17 protein-coding genes are annotated in these 15,537 nt (G+C 63.9%); 12 read left to right on the top strand and 5 right to left on the bottom strand.

The window, feature by feature from the left end:
• Positions 1-49 precede the first annotated feature (49 nt).
• The 7 genes from J1C56_RS03705 to J1C56_RS03675 all read left to right on the top strand — a co-directional run bounded on the left by J1C56_RS03705 (position 50) and on the right by J1C56_RS03675 (position 6,949).
• Positions 50-928, top strand: a complete 879-nt coding sequence (locus J1C56_RS03705; protein WP_214386069.1) for a CoA transferase subunit A — start codon at positions 50-52, stop codon at positions 926-928.
• A gap of 11 nt (positions 929-939) precedes the next feature.
• Complete coding sequence (locus J1C56_RS03700) at positions 940-1,740, top strand: CoA-transferase subunit beta (RefSeq protein ID WP_214386067.1); 801 nt, start codon at positions 940-942, stop codon at positions 1,738-1,740.
• A 65-nt stretch (positions 1,741-1,805) separates the two neighbouring features.
• A complete protein-coding gene (locus tag J1C56_RS03695) occupies positions 1,806-3,008 on the top strand; it encodes an acyl-CoA dehydrogenase family protein (protein ID WP_214386065.1) in 1,203 nt (400 codons plus the stop codon).
• 15 nt (positions 3,009-3,023) lie between these two features.
• Positions 3,024-4,094, top strand: a complete 1,071-nt coding sequence (locus J1C56_RS03690) for a phosphotransferase family protein (protein WP_214386063.1) — start codon at positions 3,024-3,026, stop codon at positions 4,092-4,094.
• A gap of 14 nt (positions 4,095-4,108) precedes the next feature.
• On the top strand, positions 4,109-4,885 hold the full coding sequence (locus J1C56_RS03685) for an SDR family NAD(P)-dependent oxidoreductase (protein ID WP_214386061.1): 777 nt from the start codon (positions 4,109-4,111) through the stop codon (positions 4,883-4,885).
• Positions 4,886-5,114: 229 nt separating this feature from the next.
• A complete protein-coding gene (locus J1C56_RS03680) occupies positions 5,115-6,320 on the top strand; it encodes an acetyl-CoA C-acyltransferase (RefSeq protein ID WP_214386060.1) in 1,206 nt (401 codons plus the stop codon).
• A 23-nt stretch (positions 6,321-6,343) separates the two neighbouring features.
• The gene (locus J1C56_RS03675) at positions 6,344-6,949 is read left to right on the top strand and encodes a VOC family protein (protein ID WP_214386058.1); all 606 of its coding nucleotides are present in this window, start codon (positions 6,344-6,346) and stop codon (positions 6,947-6,949) included.
• A gap of 47 nt (positions 6,950-6,996) precedes the next feature.
• On the opposite strand, the gene J1C56_RS03670 is transcribed toward J1C56_RS03675, so the two are convergent.
• From J1C56_RS03670 to J1C56_RS03655, 4 genes are all read right to left on the bottom strand, one after another.
• Entirely contained in the window at positions 6,997-7,734 is a 738-nt protein-coding gene (locus J1C56_RS03670) for a TetR/AcrR family transcriptional regulator (protein ID WP_246591097.1), read from the bottom strand.
• Positions 7,735-7,906: 172 nt separating this feature from the next.
• The gene (locus J1C56_RS03665) at positions 7,907-8,800 is read right to left on the bottom strand and encodes an SDR family NAD(P)-dependent oxidoreductase (protein ID WP_214386054.1); all 894 of its coding nucleotides are present in this window, start codon (positions 8,798-8,800) and stop codon (positions 7,907-7,909) included.
• Positions 8,797-9,675, bottom strand: coding sequence for an SDR family NAD(P)-dependent oxidoreductase (locus J1C56_RS03660; RefSeq protein WP_214386052.1), 879 nt, complete (start codon positions 9,673-9,675; stop codon positions 8,797-8,799). The genes J1C56_RS03665 and J1C56_RS03660 overlap by 4 nt, the downstream gene beginning before the upstream one ends.
• A gap of 112 nt (positions 9,676-9,787) precedes the next feature.
• Positions 9,788-10,276 carry a nuclear transport factor 2 family protein gene (locus J1C56_RS03655; RefSeq protein WP_214386050.1) on the bottom strand — a complete coding sequence of 163 codons (489 nt, stop codon included), beginning with the start codon at positions 10,274-10,276 and terminating at the stop codon, positions 9,788-9,790.
• A gap of 126 nt (positions 10,277-10,402) precedes the next feature.
• On the opposite strand from J1C56_RS03655, the gene J1C56_RS03650 reads away from it, so the two are divergent.
• Positions 10,403-10,816, top strand: coding sequence for a nuclear transport factor 2 family protein (locus J1C56_RS03650; RefSeq protein ID WP_214386048.1), 414 nt, complete (start codon positions 10,403-10,405; stop codon positions 10,814-10,816).
• 7 nt (positions 10,817-10,823) lie between these two features.
• Here J1C56_RS03650 and J1C56_RS03645 read toward each other — a convergent pair whose 3' ends face one another.
• Entirely contained in the window at positions 10,824-11,591 is a 768-nt protein-coding gene (locus tag J1C56_RS03645; RefSeq protein ID WP_214386046.1) for an SDR family NAD(P)-dependent oxidoreductase, read from the bottom strand.
• 190 nt (positions 11,592-11,781) lie between these two features.
• Between J1C56_RS03645 and J1C56_RS03640 the strand changes: the two genes are divergently transcribed.
• Genes J1C56_RS03640 through J1C56_RS03625 form a run of 4 tightly spaced genes read left to right on the top strand, consistent with a single transcriptional unit; the run spans position 11,782 to position 15,479 of the window.
• Entirely contained in the window at positions 11,782-12,924 is a 1,143-nt protein-coding gene (locus tag J1C56_RS03640; RefSeq protein WP_214386044.1) for an acyl-CoA dehydrogenase family protein, read from the top strand.
• Positions 12,921-14,096: an acyl-CoA dehydrogenase family protein gene (locus J1C56_RS03635; protein WP_214386042.1), complete on the top strand. Its 1,176-nt coding sequence runs from the start codon at positions 12,921-12,923 to the stop codon at positions 14,094-14,096. Before J1C56_RS03640 ends, J1C56_RS03635 begins: the two co-directional genes overlap by 4 nt.
• Positions 14,097-14,134: 38 nt before the next feature.
• Entirely contained in the window at positions 14,135-14,668 is a 534-nt protein-coding gene (locus J1C56_RS03630) for a nuclear transport factor 2 family protein (protein WP_214386040.1), read from the top strand.
• A gap of 46 nt (positions 14,669-14,714) precedes the next feature.
• The gene (locus J1C56_RS03625) at positions 14,715-15,479 is read left to right on the top strand and encodes an SDR family NAD(P)-dependent oxidoreductase (RefSeq protein WP_214386038.1); all 765 of its coding nucleotides are present in this window, start codon (positions 14,715-14,717) and stop codon (positions 15,477-15,479) included.
• Positions 15,480-15,537 lie beyond the last annotated feature (58 nt).

The raw sequence follows: 15,537 nt of genomic DNA, 5'->3' as shown, positions 1-15,537 counted from the left end.
CCGTGGATCCTTGCCGAAACATTACGAAGAACAAACGGATTAGGTATCTATGAACAAGGAAATGGACCTGAAAGCGGTCGTTGGCGATTTGCGCGACGGCATGACGATCGGCTTTGGCGGCTGGGGTCCACGCCGCAAGCCGATGGCGCTGGTGCGCGAGATTCTGCGCTCGGACCTCAAGGACCTGACGCTGGTCGCCTATGGTGGCCCCGAGATCGGCATGCTGTGTGCGGCCGGCAAGGTCAAGAAACTGATGTACGGCTTCGTGTCGCTCGATGCGATGCCGATCGAGCCCTATTTCCGCAAGGCGCGCGAAGCCGGTGCAGTCGAGGTTTCCGAGCTGGACGAAGGCCTCCTCCTGCTCGGCCTGCAGGCAGCCGGCCACAATTTGCCGTTCGCCGCGACGCGCGTCGGGCTTGGCTCGGACGTCATGAAGTACAATCCGCACTTCAAGACTGTGAAGTCACCCTATGACGACGGCGAAGTGCTGCTCGCCATGCCCGCGATCAAGCTCGACGTGGCTTTGATACACACCAGCCGTGCCGACCGGCTGGGCAACACCCAGACCGATGGTCCGGACCCGTTCTTCGACGGCCTGTTCGCACGCGCCGCCGACAAGGTGTTTGTCACCACTGAAGTTCTGGTCGACCGCATCGGCGACGAATATTCCGACAAGGCCAAGTCGAACCTGTTCGAGCGTTGCCTGGTCACCGGCGTGGTCAAGGCGCCGCTCGGTGCACACCCGACGGCGGCTCACGATGCCTATGGCTGGGACATGGGGCACCTCAAGGCCTATGCCGCGTCGGCAACCGAAGAGGGCGGCTGGCAGGGCTATGTCGACCAATACGTGAAGGGCGATGAGGCCAGCTACATCGCGAGCGTGGGCGGCGAAGCCCAGATCCGCGCCCTGCCGCTCCCCATTTTCTGATCGGATACGACATGACGACTGCAAAAGAATTCACTCTTGCCGAACTTATCATCGCCACCGGCGCGCAAACCTGGGCGGCGGATGGCGAAGTTCTGGCCACCGGCATCGGCCCGTTGCCGCGCCTTGCGGCTGGCCTTGCCAAGCTGACTTGCGCTCCGGGCATCATGATGACCGACGGCGAAGCCTACCTCGTCGAGGACCCGATCCCGCTTGGACCGCGCGGCGACTACAAGCCGAAGCTTTCCGGCTGGATGCCCTACAGCCGCGTCTTCGACAGCGTCTGGAGCGGCCGCCGCCATGCCATGGTGACGCCGGTTCAGGTCGATCGCTACGGCCAGGGCAACATCTCCGCTCTCGGCGGCGATTTCAAGAAGCCGAAGGTGGCGATGCTGGGCGTTCGCGGTTTCCCGGGTAATTCGATCTGCCACAAGAACTCGATGTTCCTGCCCAACCACTCCAAGCGCACCTTCGTCGAAGGTGAAGTCGATGTGGTGGCAAGCGTCGGCTACAACGCCAAGAACTGGCCGGAAGGCGCCAAGCCTGCCGACGTCAAGCTCGGCGTGGTCATCACCGACCTTTGCGTGTTCGACTTCAACGGTCCTGACCATGCAGCCCAGGTGCTGTCGCTGCATCCGGGCGTGACCTTCGAGCAGGTGCAGGAGGCGACCGGTTTCCCGCTGCTGCGTGCCGAAGGCATGACCACCACGGCGGCACCGACCGAAGAACAGCTGGCGATCATCGCCAGGCTCGACCCGCACAATGTCCGCGCCACGGTGCTGAAGGGCAATCCTGCCGGCGTTCGCGCTGCCTGATGCGCACGCGCCGCCGGTGAAACAGCCGGCGGCACCTCTCTCGAAATACCAGCGGCGGACGGAATATGGACTTCGAATACAGCGCAAAGACCAAAGACCTGCTCGAGCGTCTCAATGCTTTCATGGATGAGCACGTCTATCCAAACGAACACCGCTATCACGAGGAAGTGGAAGCCGATCGCTGGGGTCATCCGGCCGTCCTTGAAGAACTGAAGGCAAAAGCCAAGGCCGCCGGACTGTGGAACCTGTTCCTGCCGGAATCCCGTCATGGCGCGGGCCTCACCAACACCGAATACGCGCCGCTCTGCGAAGTCATGGGCCGGGTGCATTTCTCGTCGCAGATATTCAATTGTTCGGCACCTGACACCGGCAACATGGAAACCATAGAGCGCTATGGCACCGAAGAGCAGAAGGCGCGCTGGCTGCCTGGTATGCTCGACGGTTCGATCCGCTCCGCCTTCGCCATGACCGAGCCCGATGTCGCTTCGAGCGACGCCACCAACATCCAGAGTTCGATCGTCCGCGACGGCGACGACTACGTCATCAATGGCCGCAAGTGGTGGATCTCGGGCGTCGGCGACCGCCATTGCGAACTGCTGATCTTCATGGGCAAGACCGATCCAAGTGCTGCCAAGCACCAGCAGCAGTCGATGATCCTGGTGCCGATGGACACGCCCGGCATCAAGGTGCTGCGCCCGATGACAGTGTTCGGCTATGACGACGCACCGCACGGTCACATGGACATGACGTTCGAGAACGTCCGCGTGCCGGCAACCAACATGCTGCTCGGCGAAGGCCGTGGCTTTGAAATCGCGCAAGGCCGTCTCGGGCCCGGCCGCATCCACCACTGCATGCGCCTGATCGGCCTGGCCGAACGTTGCCTTGAGCTGATGTGCAGGCGCGTGAAGAACCGCATTGCCTTCGGCCGGCCGATCGGCGAGCAGTCGGTGACGCTGGAGCGCATCGCCGAGTCCCGCATCATGATTGACCAGGCACGCCTTCTGACGCTGAAGGCCGCCTACATGATGGACACTGTCGGCAACAAGGCCGCGCGCGCCGAGATCGGCATGATCAAGGTCGCGGCGCCCAACATGGCCTGCAAGGTCATCGACTGGGCGATCCAGGCGCATGGCGCGGCCGGCGTGTCGCAGGATTTCGTGCTCGCCAACTATTATGCGCATGCCCGCAAGCTGCGTTTCGCCGACGGCCCCGACGAGGTACACCGCAACCAGATCGGGCGCATCGAACTCGCCAAATACTTGGACTGACCGGGGAGGCGCGCCATGGATGCCAGCCGTTTCGTCGGCACCGAGCCGCTTGCCGCCGACAGCAAGATCGACGTCGCGCGGCTGCATGCCTATCTCAGGGCCAACATCGAAGGCTGCGAGGGTGCACTTACCGTCGAGCGCTTCCGTGGCGGCCAGTCCAACCCGACGATGCTGCTGTCGTTCGATGGCAAGCGTCGTCTGGTGCTGCGCAAGAAGCCCGACGGCATATTGTTGCCGTCGGCGCACGCGGTCGACCGCGAATTCCGCGTCATCAGCGCGCTGCGCGAAACCGACGTGCCAGTCGCGGGCGCCAAGCTTTTGTGCGAGGACGAGAGCATTGTCGGTGCGATGTTCTATGTCATGGATTTCGTCGAGGGCCGCTCGTTCTGGTCGCCTTCACTGCCAGATCAATCGCCGGCGGAGCGCCGCGCCATCTACATGGAGATGAACCGCGTCGCGGCGGCGCTCCACAACACCGACTACAGGGCTGTAGGGCTCGAAAGCTTCGGCAAACCGGGAGAATATGTCGCCAGACAGGTGGCGCGCTGGTCCAAGCAGTATCGCGCCTCGGAGACCGAAACCATCGAGGCAATGGACCGGCTGATCGACTGGCTTCCCACCAACATTCCACCTGAAACACGCACATCACTGATCCACGGCGATTTCCGCATCGACAACATGCTGTTCCATCCGACCGAGCCGCGGGTTCTGGCGCTCGTCGACTGGGAGCTGTCGACGCTCGGCGAGCCGATAGCGGACTTTGCCTATCACATGCTGACATGGCGCTTTCCAAACAAGCCCTATCGCGGGCTCGGCGACCTCGACATTGCCGCTCTCGGCATTCCTGACGAGCGCACATATCGCGACGCCTATCTCAAGGCGACCGGGCAGGACGGCGTGTCGGACCGCCATTGGTATGCCTATCTCGCCTACAGCCTGTTTCGCGTTGCCGGGATCCGCCAGGGCATCATGAAGCGTGTGGTCGACGGCAACGCTGCGAATGCGCATGCCCGCGAAGCCGGCGCGCTGGCGAGGCCTGTGGCCGAATTTGGCTGGCACTACGCCGAACTGGCGATGAAATCATAGGGGGAATGAGCCGCATGAGCACGACGCAGACGCTGTATCCGGTCGAAGGCACGGCCATCGTTATTGGCGGCAGCGGCGGTGTAGGCGCCGAGATCTGCCGGGTGCTGGCACGCGACGGCTGCGACGTGGCGCTGACCTATCACAGCAACCAGGCCAAGGCGGAGGCCGCTGCGGAGGCCGTGCGTGGCGAGGGCCGCAAGGCATCCACCCACAAGCTCAACATCGAAGATGTCGAGGCGACCCGTACCTTCATCGACGGCGTGGCCGAGGCTGGCGGCATTCATACGGTGGTCTATGCCGCCGGGCCGCTTGTGCCGCTGATCCATCTCAGCAAGATCGAGCCCGAGCAGATGCGCAAGCACCTGATGCAGGACGCTTTCGGCTTCTTCAACGTCGTCCATTATGCCATCCCGCATCTACGCAAGACGCGCGGGTCTTTCGTCGCCTGCCAGAGTTCCGCGCAGTATCGATTTGCCGCCGCCGACGGCCTGTCGGTGGTGCCGAAATCGGCCGTGCATGCACTGATGAAGGGCGTCGCCAAGGAAGAGGGGCGCTACGGCATCCGCTCCAATGGCGTGGCGCTCGGGATCATCGAGACCGGCCAGCACACCGAGCTCAGCAAGCTCGGCTACATCGACGACAAGTACATGCAGGCAGCCGCCATGGCCACGCCACTGCGCCCCAACGGCAAGGCGATCGACATCGCCGAGGCCGTGTCGTTCCTGGCGTCGAGTCGCGCCGGGTTCATCTCGGGCGAGGTGATCAATGTCGACGGCGGCTACCACGTCTGACCGCAATTCTCGCGCGGGCAAAAACGCCCGCGCCGCTGTCTTCCAGGCGCATCGTGCTCTCCGCCATCGATGTCGGACCGATGCGGTAGTCTTTTCAGACGATGTTTGGCAGCCCTGCCGCTCCTAGCAAGTAGTTGGAAAACTTCGGTTCCGGACCCTTCGCAGCAGATTTGATCGCCGCGTTTGTTGCCCGGTTTCTTGCCGAAAACAACTCTTCTGGAGCAGTCCTTTGCGTGAAGCCGTCATCGTTTCCGTCGCCCGCACCCCCATCGGCAAAGCCTTTCGTGGCGCCTTCAACGACACCGAGGCTCCCGCGCTGTCCGGTCATGTGGTGCGCGAAGCGGTCAAGCGTGCCGGCATAGCGCCCGACGCCATCGAAGATGTCATTCTGGGTTGTTCTGCCCAGCAGGGCACGCAGGGCTACAACATCGGCCGCCTGACCGCAGCCGCCGCCGGCCTGCCGGACAGCGTGCCCGGCATGTCCATCGACCGCATGTGCTCGTCGGGCCTGATGGCTGTGTCGATCGCCGCCAAGCAGATCATCGTCGATGGCATGGAGACGGTTGTCGCCGGCGGTGTCGAATCGATCAGCCTGACCCAGAACAAGCACAAGAACACTTTTCGCGCGCGTTCGCAGGCCGTGGTCGAACAGTGGCCGCACATGTACATGACGATGATCGAGACCGCCGAGATCGTCGCCAGGAAGTATGGCATCAGCCGCGACGCACAGGACGAGTTTTCGCTGGCCAGCCAGCTGCGCACAGCTGCCGCCCACCAGGCCGGCCGCTTCGACGACGAGATCGTGCCGATGGCGTCGCGCAAGATGTTGGTCAACAAGGAAACCAACGAGACCAGCTTCCAGGACGTGACGCTGATGCAGGACGAGGGCTTCCGCGCCGACACCAACCTCGAAGGCCTGGCCAAGCTGAAGCCTGTCTTCGCCGACGGCGAGGTGATCAAGACAGGCGAATACGTCACCGCCGGCAATTCATCGCAGCTTTCGGATGGTGCTGCGGCACTCGTGGTCATGGAAGCCAGGCGCGCCGAACAGCTCGGCCTCAAGCCGCTGGGCGCCTATCGCGGCATGACAGTGGCCGGTTGCGCGCCTGAGGAGATGGGCATCGGCCCGATCTTCGCGGTGCCGAAACTGTTGCAAAAGCACGGCCTCAAGGTCGACGACATCGGCCTGTGGGAACTCAACGAGGCTTTCGCCAGCCAGGCCGTCTACTGCCGCGATACGCTCGGCATCGATCCCGACAAGCTCAACGTCAATGGCGGCGCCATCGCCGTCGGCCATCCGTTCGGCATGACCGGCGCGCGCACCACGGGCCATGTGCTGATCGAAGGCCGTCGTCGCGGCGTGAAATACGGCGTCGTCACCATGTGCGTCGGCGGCGGCATGGGGGCCGCCGGCCTGTTCGAAATCTTCAACTAACCAGAAAAAACCGGGAGGGTTCGATGACTGGAACTGAGATCGAAATTCAACAGGGTCTCAGGCCCATACTCGGACCCGCAACACAGCTCGGATTTGTCGTCCGCGACATCGAAGAGGCCATGCGCCACTGGATCGACGTGTTTGGCGTCGGTCCTTTCATCTTCATGGAGCGCGGTGTCAGCCAGCCGGTCGGCACGACCTATCATCGCGGACAAGCGGTGCAGGTCGAACTCAGGCTGGCATTCGCCTATATGGGCGACGTCCAGATCGAGCTGATCGAACAGACCAACGACGCCTCGTCGCCCTATACGGATTTCCTGAACGAAGGCCGCGAAGGCCTGCAGCACCTGGGCTTCTGGGTGCATGATCATGACGAGGCGACCGCCAGGGTCGAGGCGGCTGGCTACGCGCGCGACTACGAGATCCGGGTCGCCGGCCAGACGCAGTCGATCATCTACTACAAGTCGCCGTCAGTTTACGGCCCGATGCTGGAGATTGTTCCGCCGATGTGGCGCCGGTCGCGCCAGGCGGTGCTGGAGCATATCCGCACCTACACCGGCACCGATCCAATCATCCGTTTCGATACCTACAGCGCCTTCATCCAGCACGCAGGCGTTACGTTCGACTGATCCAGCCCTTGCGCGAAGAAAGGCCGTCGGGAACCGGCGGCAGTTTTCTATTTGACCAGTTTTTCCAGCTCGTCGATCTGCTGGCGCAGGCCAGAGATCGTCTGGCGCACGGCTTCGGCGTCGCGTGGGCGGTCTTCGTGGGCGCGCAGGCCGGCAAGCGCCATGTCAGCGATGATCTCGCCGATCTCCTGGGGTGTCTTTGCGCCCGAGGGGGAATACCAGCGCGATGTCCAGTTGGCCATGCCGATCACCGCGAAGGCCGTGACCTTGGGGTCGACGGTCCGGAACTCGCCGCTGGCGATCCCGTCCGATATGCAGCGGACATAGAAATCATAGATATGGCGGCGGCCCTGGTTGTAGAGCGGGCCGAGGGCTTCGGGAATCTGGGTTTCGAGCCGCGACAGGAGGATGAAGCGCGAGCCTGACGAGAGGCGGCGAACGATGCCGTCGACGATGGCGCGGCGCAGCCGCTCCGACGCCGACAAGCCGGGCTCGGCCATCAGTTCCTGCAGCCGGTGCGAAGGCGTCAGCGCCTCCGATTCGACCAGTGCCGCCAGCATTTCTTCCTTGTTGCGGAAGTAGTGATAGACCGCCGAACGGCCGAGGCCGAGCGCCTGGGCGATGTCGTTGATGCTGGTCTGGACATAGCCCTTGCTGTCGAACAGCTCGGCGGCAATGTCGATCAGTTGCTCGCGCACCAACTCCTTGCGCGGATTGGTTGTCGCGCGCGCGGAAGCATCGCGATCTAGATATTCTGCGCCTGCGCCGCCGTCCATCTGTGCCATACGCGCTATCCTGCTCAAGGCCGCAGCTCCACGCCCTGGATACTCGCCGGACTGTTCGACAACCGGAGGTCGAATCGCCCGAAGGGCACGCTGCTGGCCGGATCGAATATAATACGGTTCGCGTTTCTGTAAGCCTGCCGTGATGCAGGATTTGTGTCGTCTGGCATCTGTGTCACGATTTTGCTTCACCGAGATCGCCGGAAAGCGGTCGATACAGCGGGGCGCCGAACATGGGGCGGCGCGATGCGGGCAATCGGCCGTCGGCGTCGACGACGCCATAGCGGCCTGCCAGTTCGGTCGAATAGAAGGTACCGCCGGTGAGCGCCATGGCATCCCCCGCGGCATGGATGGCCGCCAGGACGCGGCCGATGAAGAACGGCGTTTCGATATGCGGCAGGTTGCCGGCGTTGTCACCGACCACGCCGCCGGCGGCGATGCCCGCCAGCGTGCGTTCGGTGCCGATCAGTCCCGGCCACAGCGATATTGCCGCAACGCCGAACGGCCTCAGTTCATGCGCCATGTCGTGGGCTAGCTTGTCCTGGCCGGCTTTGCCGACACCGTAGGGCAGGCTGTGGCGATAAATCTTGCCGCCAGGCCCGGAGGTGTTGGCGATCAGCCCGGAGCGCTGGCGAACCATGATCGAGGCTGCGAAATGGCTGGCGGCATAGCTCGAGCGCAGGCCGACATCGATCATGTCGCGCCACAGCGACAGCGGGCGTTCCCAGAAATTGCCGTCGGGCACTGCCCAGTCGGGCATGGCGAAGGCGTTATTGACCAGGAGGTCGAGCCGGCCTCGTTCGGCATCGACGCGCTTGAACAGAGCTTCGGTCTGGCTGTCGTCAAGGTGATCGCAGATAGCGGCGATGCCCTTGCCGCCGGACTTATCTGTGGCTTCGGCGGTATCGCGAACAGTCCCACCCCATGGGCCGATAGCCTTTCGGTCGCTGCGACCGGTGCAATAGACGGTGAAGCCGGCCTCGCCGAGTGCGATGGCGATGCCTCGGCCGAGGCCACGGCTGGCGCCGGTGACGACGGCGACCGGGCGGGACTTTTCTGCGCTGCTCAATTCGGCTTCCTCGCATAGCCGAGGCCAAGCGGCTGCTGCTTGCCGGCCAACGTCTCGGCGAAGGCTGCTCCGACGGCTGCGTAGGTCCAGTCGCCTTCGAGCACCGGATCGGCGATCAGCGGATGGGTGACGAAGGACAGCTGCTTGCCGGCGATGCGAACGACCTGGCCGTTGATCTTCTCCGACGCATCGGAAAGCAGGAAGCTAACGACCGGCGCGTTGATCTCGGGATCGGGCAGGGCGGCGTAGTGCACCTCGCGGCTGGCGGCCTGCTCGGCCATCAAGGCCTTGTTCTGGGCAGCCATTGCGGTTTCGGCCAGTGGTGACAGCGCATTGACGCGCACGCCCGAGCCGCGCAGCTCCATGGCCCAGCTGTAGGTCAGCGAAGCGACCCCTCCCTTGGTGGCACCGTAGCCGCCGAGTGCGACGTCACCGGCTTGAGAGCCCGACGCGACATTGACGATCGAGCCCCCTTGGCCGGCGGCGAGCATGCGCCGCGCGGCGTGGCTGGCGCAGGCGGCGGTACCGATGAGGTTGATCTCGACCATGCGGCGCATGTCAGCCTCGGTGAGGTCGAGGATCTTGCCGATCCGAAGGATGCCGGCATTGTTGACGATGCCTGATATGGCGCCGAAGGCGTCGATGCAGGCATCGACGAGCGAATGGGCATAGCTCCAGGACGAGACGTCGCCAGCGTGGGCAACAGCCTTGCCGCCAGCAGCCATGATCGAATCGACAGTCGCCTGCGCCGCCTGGGCGCTGATGTCGTTGACGACGACCGCAGCACCAAGGCGCGCGGCATGGCGCGAATAGGCTGCTCCCAGCCCTGACCCGGCGCCGGTGATCACCACCGACTTGCCTTGAAGTGAATTCATTGCGTGTCCTCCCGGCCTGCCACCATGAGGGGGCGGTGCCGTCGGGGCATCCCACGTTCGGACGATGCCGGCGGCGAACGCATCCTGGGGCCTGAGGAGGAAGAAAACCGGGTCAGCTGCTCTGGGTCACTCCGCTCGACAGCAAATCGCGGGCCTCCGGCTGGCCGTCGAGCAAGCGATTGACTCGGTTCTGCACCCGCCATCCTTCAGGGGTGCGGACAAGTTCCCAGCGGTTGGCGCTGGCACGCTCGACACGCCAATGGTCGCCTTGATTGAGGTAGACACGCGAATAGCCTGTCGCCACCGCACGGTCGCCGTCGACAGCGATATGCGGCATGCTCAATACATGGGCACAGCCGTCGGCGACGTAATGGATATGCGGCTCGATGTCGACCAGCGAGCCGACGTTCCCGGCACCGACAAGCGGGTCGCCGCCGAAATCATAGGTGCCATCCTTGGCCCAGAGCGAGGCCGTGACGCTGCCGGTGCGGCTGTCGACAGAGGGGCCATAGGTCGCAAACAGCTGGTAGATGTCGAGCTGGTCCTCCAGCCCCTTGATGCGCGCCTCCAGCGCCGCAAACCGTGCTTCGATATCCGACATGTCTTGCCCTCTGCCTTGTTCGTCGGCCCTATAGCTGCCGCACCCGGCGCGTCCGCCATCGTTCGTTTGGGGGATGAAGCTGCTTTGATCTGACGCAACGCTGGCCTGATTTCAGGGGAGGACTGAATGGACCTGGCAGAGCGGATCGCGGCCGAGCACGAATGCGCCAAGCTGGTGCAGCGCTACTGTATCCTTGTCGACGAATACAGGCACGAAGAACTTGTGGCGCTGTGGGCGGCTGACGGACTGTGGGAGACCTGGAAGGGCCCGCTCAACGGTCATGCCGAGATGCGCGCCTATCTCGACGCCAAGGCTCAGACCGACACGACGATCCACATCGCCCACAACATCGTCATCGATTTGGTTGACGAGAACCACGCCACCGGCGTCGCCGCATTCGCCTATTTCGGAACCAGCTGCGACGATCCGAAGGCGACTGTGCCGCGCGTCGTCGGCCGCTATTTCGACCGCTTCGTCCGCACCATGGACGGGTGGCGCTTCGCCCACCGGCGAACCGACATGACCTTTCGCTCCAGCTGAACCGCGCTCAGCCGACCGTCTGGGCGCCGTCGACAACCAGGACCGCGCCGGTGACGAAACAGGCCTCGTCGGATGCCAGATAGGCGAAGGCGCTGGCGATGTCTTCGGGCTCGCCGCTTTCCTTGCCGGCAAGCTTGGGTGGCTTGACCATGATATCATGATTCTGGTCTTCGATCGGCTGCAGCCCGGTGCCGATCTCAGTGCGGACCCGGCCGGGGCAAATGGCATTAAAGCGCACGCCCTTGGGCGCGTATTCAGTCGCAAGCGACTTGGTCATGGCGATGATGCCGGCCTTGGAGGCGGCGTAGGCTGCGGCATATGCGATGCCTTGCAGGCCTGCGGTGGATGCCGTGGAGACGACATTGCCGCGCGAGGCGATGAGCGCCGGCAAAGCCTGATGCACGATGTGGAAGACACTTTCGAGATTGATGCCGAACACCAGCGACCAGTCGTCGCCGGTCTGGTTGGCGAAGTGGTCGCGCCGGTAGATGCCGGCGTTGTTGATCAGGCTGTCGAGGCGGCCGTGGAGCGCGAGCGCGCCGTCCACCATCCTGCGCGCTGAAATCTTGTCGGCAGCGTCATAGGCAAGCGCATCCGCGCGGATTCCGAACTGTTCGCTGGCCAAGGCGCAGACCTGCCTTGCGCCTTCGAAGTTGCGGTCGGCGAGGATCAGCGTCGCGCCCTCGCAGGCCAGGCGCAGTGCCGTGGCGCGGCCGATGCCCGATGCGGCTCCGGTGACGAGCACCACCTTGTTGTCGAAACGCTTGAGCGCCATAGTCACCTCCCGTGCAGCGTGCGACCGCTTCGGGCCGATGGCTCGGAGTAGACTAGCCGGGGCAGCGTACCAGCATCCCACATTTGGACGATGTTGCTGGCGCTGGCAGATGGCATCCGGCATGAAGTGTTTCGTTGCGATGTCCTCTTGGAGCCGCGGCGCCGCCCCATTTCGTGCCCGACAGGACCGCATGATCATCGAATTCACACCCGACCAGCAGATGATCCGCGAGGAAGCGCAGCGCTTCTTACGCGAACAGTCTTCCTCCGAGGCTACCAGGCGGGTCGTCGATGCCGGCGCAAGCCACGATGTCGGCTTGTGGAACAGCATTTCGCACGAGCTTGGCTGGTGCGCCATGGCAATCCCCGAGGAGTTTGGCGGGCTGGGGCTCGGCGCGACCGAAGTGGCGATGCTGATGGAACTTACCGGTGCGCGACTTGCCTGCGTGCCATTCTGGTCGACGGTGTGCCTGGCGGCACCACTCATCGAGGCGGCCGGAAGCGAGGACGCCAAGACGCGCTATCTCGGTGCCATCGCCGCAGGCGAGATCGCCGCGACTGTCGCTTTTGGCGATCTTTCCGTGGCAGACCCGCTGGCGGTCACTTCGGTCAAGGCGGTGAAATCGGCGGGCGGTTATGTGCTGACCGGCAAGGTGGCGCAGGTGATCGACCTTGCCGTCGCCGATCTGGTGATTGTGCCGGCCAAGCTCGATAACGGCGCGATCGCCCTGTTCACGCTCGAGCGCGACGCCGGACAGGTGATCGTGCCACTCAAGGTGCTGGACGGAACGCGTCCAATCGCATCGCTTGAGTTGGCTGGCGTCGCGGTCTCGGCGGCACAGCGTGTCGACGCCGGCGGACTTACCGCTGCGGCGGCGCAGTCAGCGCTTGCGTTCGCCAATCTCGGACTGGCCGCAGAACAGCTTGGCGCGGCGCAGGGCGCGCTCGACGTGACGCTCGCCTACATCGCCGAGCGGGTGCAGTTCGGACGTACCATCGCGTCCTTCCAGGCGATCAAGCACCGCTGCGCCGAACTGGTGGTCGGCATTGCCGAAGCACGCTCGCTGGTCTTCGGCGCGGCCGCGAGCCTGGGCGAGGCCGACGCCGACGAAAGCGCGCTCGAAATATCAGGCGCACGCGTGCTTGCCTCCGACCTGCAGTTCCGTGCTGCCGAAGAAGCGATCCAGCTGCATGGCGGCGTTGGCTTCACCTGGGAATATGATCCACATCTCTACTTCAAGCGTGCGCAGGCGAGCGCCGCGCTGCTCGGCGCGCGGGATGCTCATCTCGACAGCATTGCCGCATCTGTCTTCGGCGACGGAGGTCAGAAATGAGCGACCTGGACACCTTCCGCGCCGAAGTGCGCGAGTGGATGGCAAGCCATCTCACGGGCAAGTTCGCGGAACTGAAATTTCGTGGCGGTTCCGGCGAGGGCGATGCCCTGCCGGAACTGCGCAAGGAATGGGAGCGCGAGCTGGCGGCCGGCCGCTGGACCTGCCCGGGCTGGCCTCGGGAACATGGCGGGCGCGGCCTGTCAGTTGCCGAGCAGGTCGCCTTCCAGGAAGAATACAGCCGCGCCGGGGGACCGGGCCGCATGGGGCATATCGGCGAAGGCCTGATGGGGCCGACGCTGATCGCCTTTGGCACCGAGGAACAGAAGAAGCGCTTCCTGCCCGGCATCCTCAACGGCACGGAGTTCTGGTGCCAGGGCTATTCCGAGCCGAGTGCTGGCTCCGACTTCGGCAACATCAAGACCCGCGCCAAACTCGACCCGGTATCCGGCGACTGGATCGTCTCTGGCCAGAAGGTGTGGACGTCGCTTGCGCATCTGTCCGACTGGATCTTTGTCGTGGCACGTTGCGAGGAGGGTTCGGTCGGCCGCAACGGCTTGATCTTTCTGTTGATGCCGCTCGCTCAATCAGGCGTCGAAATCCACCCGATCAAGCAAATCGGCGGCGGCGCCGAGTTCAATTCGGTGTTTTTCGATGACGCGCGCGCCAACGCCAGGGACGTGGTCGGACAGCCCGGCGATGGCTGGAAGATTGCGATGGCGCTTCTCGGCTTCGAGCGCGGCATCTCGACGCTCGGCCAGCAGATGAGCTTCCAGCAGGAACTCGACCTTATCGTCGAGATATCCAAGGAAAATGGCTCCGACCGGTCGCCCGCGATCCGCCAGCGCGTCGCCTATGCCTGGACCGGCCTGCGCGCCATGCGCTATCTCGCCATGCGCGTGCTGAGCGACGACCAGTCGGCGGAAACGCGCCGCGAGGCGCTGACCTACAAGTACCAATGGTCGAACTGGCACCGCGACCTCGGCCGCCTGGCCATGGACGTGCTGAAGATGGATGCCAACGTCGTTTCGCACGATCCGCGACGTGAGCGCCTGCAGCAGATGTTCCTGTTTGCGCGCGCCGACACGATCTACGGCGGCACCAACGAAATCCAACTCAACATCATCGCCGAGCAAGGGCTCGGCATGCCCAGGGAGCCGCGCGGCAAGCTGTAAGCCGCGGCAACTTGGCGCATAGGTTTGGGAGGACCTGAATGGGCATTCGACAGGCGGACCTCAACGAACTCGCGGCGCGAGACGCGCTGCGGCGGCTGGTGACGGCCTATTCGCGAGCGGTCGACCGGCGCGACTTCAAGCTGCTGCGCAGCCTCTATCACGACGAGGCGTTCGAGGAGCATGGCGACATGTTCACCGGCGGACCGGACGAATACATGGCCTTCGTCGAAAAGGCGCTGTCGAGCTATGCCGCGACCGCGCACTACGTGGTCAACACCAGCTTCGAGATCGAAAGGGATCGTGCCGAGGGCGAGGTCTACAAGATCAACTATCACCGCACGCACGGGCCCGATGCCCATGAGGTGATCACTGGCAGCCGCAGCCTCGATCGCTACAGGCGCGACGACGGCGAGTGGCGTTTCCTCGGACGCTCGATCACGCTGGACTGGTCGACCAGGCGTGCCGTCGACGCCGACGCCTACAGGGATTTCGCCGCCGGCAGCCCGCCTGGACGACCCGGACCCGACGACCTGTCCTACCAGGTCCTGACGCTTTTCGGCCGCCACGGCTGACGCCCAAACCAGTTTTCAGACTACGATTTCCACAGGGAGGGAAAGCATGACTGACCAAAGACAATTCGCCGGCAAGATCGCCGTTGTGACAGGCGCCGGAAATGGCATCGGGCGCGCGGCGGCCATCGCCTATGCCCAGGAGGGCGCCGACGTTGCCATCCTCGACCGCGAGGCCGAGGCACTGGCAGAGACCGCCGAGCTGGTGCGGGCTCACAAGGTCAAGGCGCTGCCGCTGGTCGGCGATATGATGAACCAGGAGGTTGTCGTCGACAGCTTTGCCCGTATCAAGCGCGAGCTTGGCCCGGTCGACATCCTGCTCAACAATATCGGCCAGACCGCGCGGGAGAACTATTCCGAGTTCTGGCAGGCCAAGCCCGAGACGCTGCAGTTTGTGGTCGGCGTGTCGCTCATGACCACACTCACCTGTACGCGCCAGGTCGTCGAGGACATGCGCGAGCGCCGTTCGGGCAAGATCGTCTCGATCTCTTCGGATTCGGCGATGAACGGCGACATCGGCACCGTCGACTATGCATCGGCCAAGGCCGGCGTGCTCGGCTTCACCCGTGCGCTGGCCCGCGAACTCGGGCCGTTCAAGGTCAACGTCAATGCCGTCTGCCCGGGGCCGACCAACACGCGCGCCATGCAACGCATCCCCAAGGATGCCTATGAGCGGGCCAAGAACATGATCCCGCTCGGCGAACTCAGCGAGCCGGAAGACATTGCAAACGCTGTGGTTTTCCTGTCGAGCGACAAGTCGCGCTTCATCACCGGCCAGACGCTGATGGTCAATGGCGGGCGCGTCTTCTACTGATCGTTTCCGTTAGTTCATTCAGACGATGTTCCGCTTTGTGCGGCGCATCATTTGAAAC

Source organism: Aminobacter anthyllidis, assembly GCF_018555685.1.
Taxonomy (GTDB): Bacteria; Pseudomonadota; Alphaproteobacteria; order Rhizobiales; family Rhizobiaceae; genus Aminobacter; species Aminobacter anthyllidis.
Note: the sequence above shows the minus strand (reverse complement) of the source record. Positions and strands in the feature narration are given on the sequence as shown.

Coding starts and splice junctions, on each gene's coding strand:
- J1C56_RS03705 (WP_214386069.1), top strand. CDS start 50: ATGAACAAGGAAATGGACCTGAAAGCGGTCGTTGGCGATTTGCGCGAC.
- J1C56_RS03700 (WP_214386067.1), top strand. CDS start 940: ATGACGACTGCAAAAGAATTCACTCTTGCCGAACTTATCATCGCCACC.
- J1C56_RS03695 (WP_214386065.1), top strand. CDS start 1,806: ATGGACTTCGAATACAGCGCAAAGACCAAAGACCTGCTCGAGCGTCTC.
- J1C56_RS03690 (WP_214386063.1), top strand. CDS start 3,024: ATGGATGCCAGCCGTTTCGTCGGCACCGAGCCGCTTGCCGCCGACAGC.
- J1C56_RS03685 (WP_214386061.1), top strand. CDS start 4,109: ATGAGCACGACGCAGACGCTGTATCCGGTCGAAGGCACGGCCATCGTT.
- J1C56_RS03675 (WP_214386058.1), top strand. CDS start 6,344: ATGACTGGAACTGAGATCGAAATTCAACAGGGTCTCAGGCCCATACTC.
- J1C56_RS03670 (WP_246591097.1), bottom strand. CDS start 7,734: ATGGCACAGATGGACGGCGGCGCAGGCGCAGAATATCTAGATCGCGAT.
- J1C56_RS03660 (WP_214386052.1), bottom strand. CDS start 9,675: ATGAATTCACTTCAAGGCAAGTCGGTGGTGATCACCGGCGCCGGGTCA.
- J1C56_RS03655 (WP_214386050.1), bottom strand. CDS start 10,276: ATGTCGGATATCGAAGCACGGTTTGCGGCGCTGGAGGCGCGCATCAAG.
- J1C56_RS03650 (WP_214386048.1), top strand. CDS start 10,403: ATGGACCTGGCAGAGCGGATCGCGGCCGAGCACGAATGCGCCAAGCTG.
- J1C56_RS03645 (WP_214386046.1), bottom strand. CDS start 11,591: ATGGCGCTCAAGCGTTTCGACAACAAGGTGGTGCTCGTCACCGGAGCC.
- J1C56_RS03640 (WP_214386044.1), top strand. CDS start 11,782: ATGATCATCGAATTCACACCCGACCAGCAGATGATCCGCGAGGAAGCG.
- J1C56_RS03635 (WP_214386042.1), top strand. CDS start 12,921: ATGAGCGACCTGGACACCTTCCGCGCCGAAGTGCGCGAGTGGATGGCA.
- J1C56_RS03630 (WP_214386040.1), top strand. CDS start 14,135: ATGGGCATTCGACAGGCGGACCTCAACGAACTCGCGGCGCGAGACGCG.
- J1C56_RS03625 (WP_214386038.1), top strand. CDS start 14,715: ATGACTGACCAAAGACAATTCGCCGGCAAGATCGCCGTTGTGACAGGC.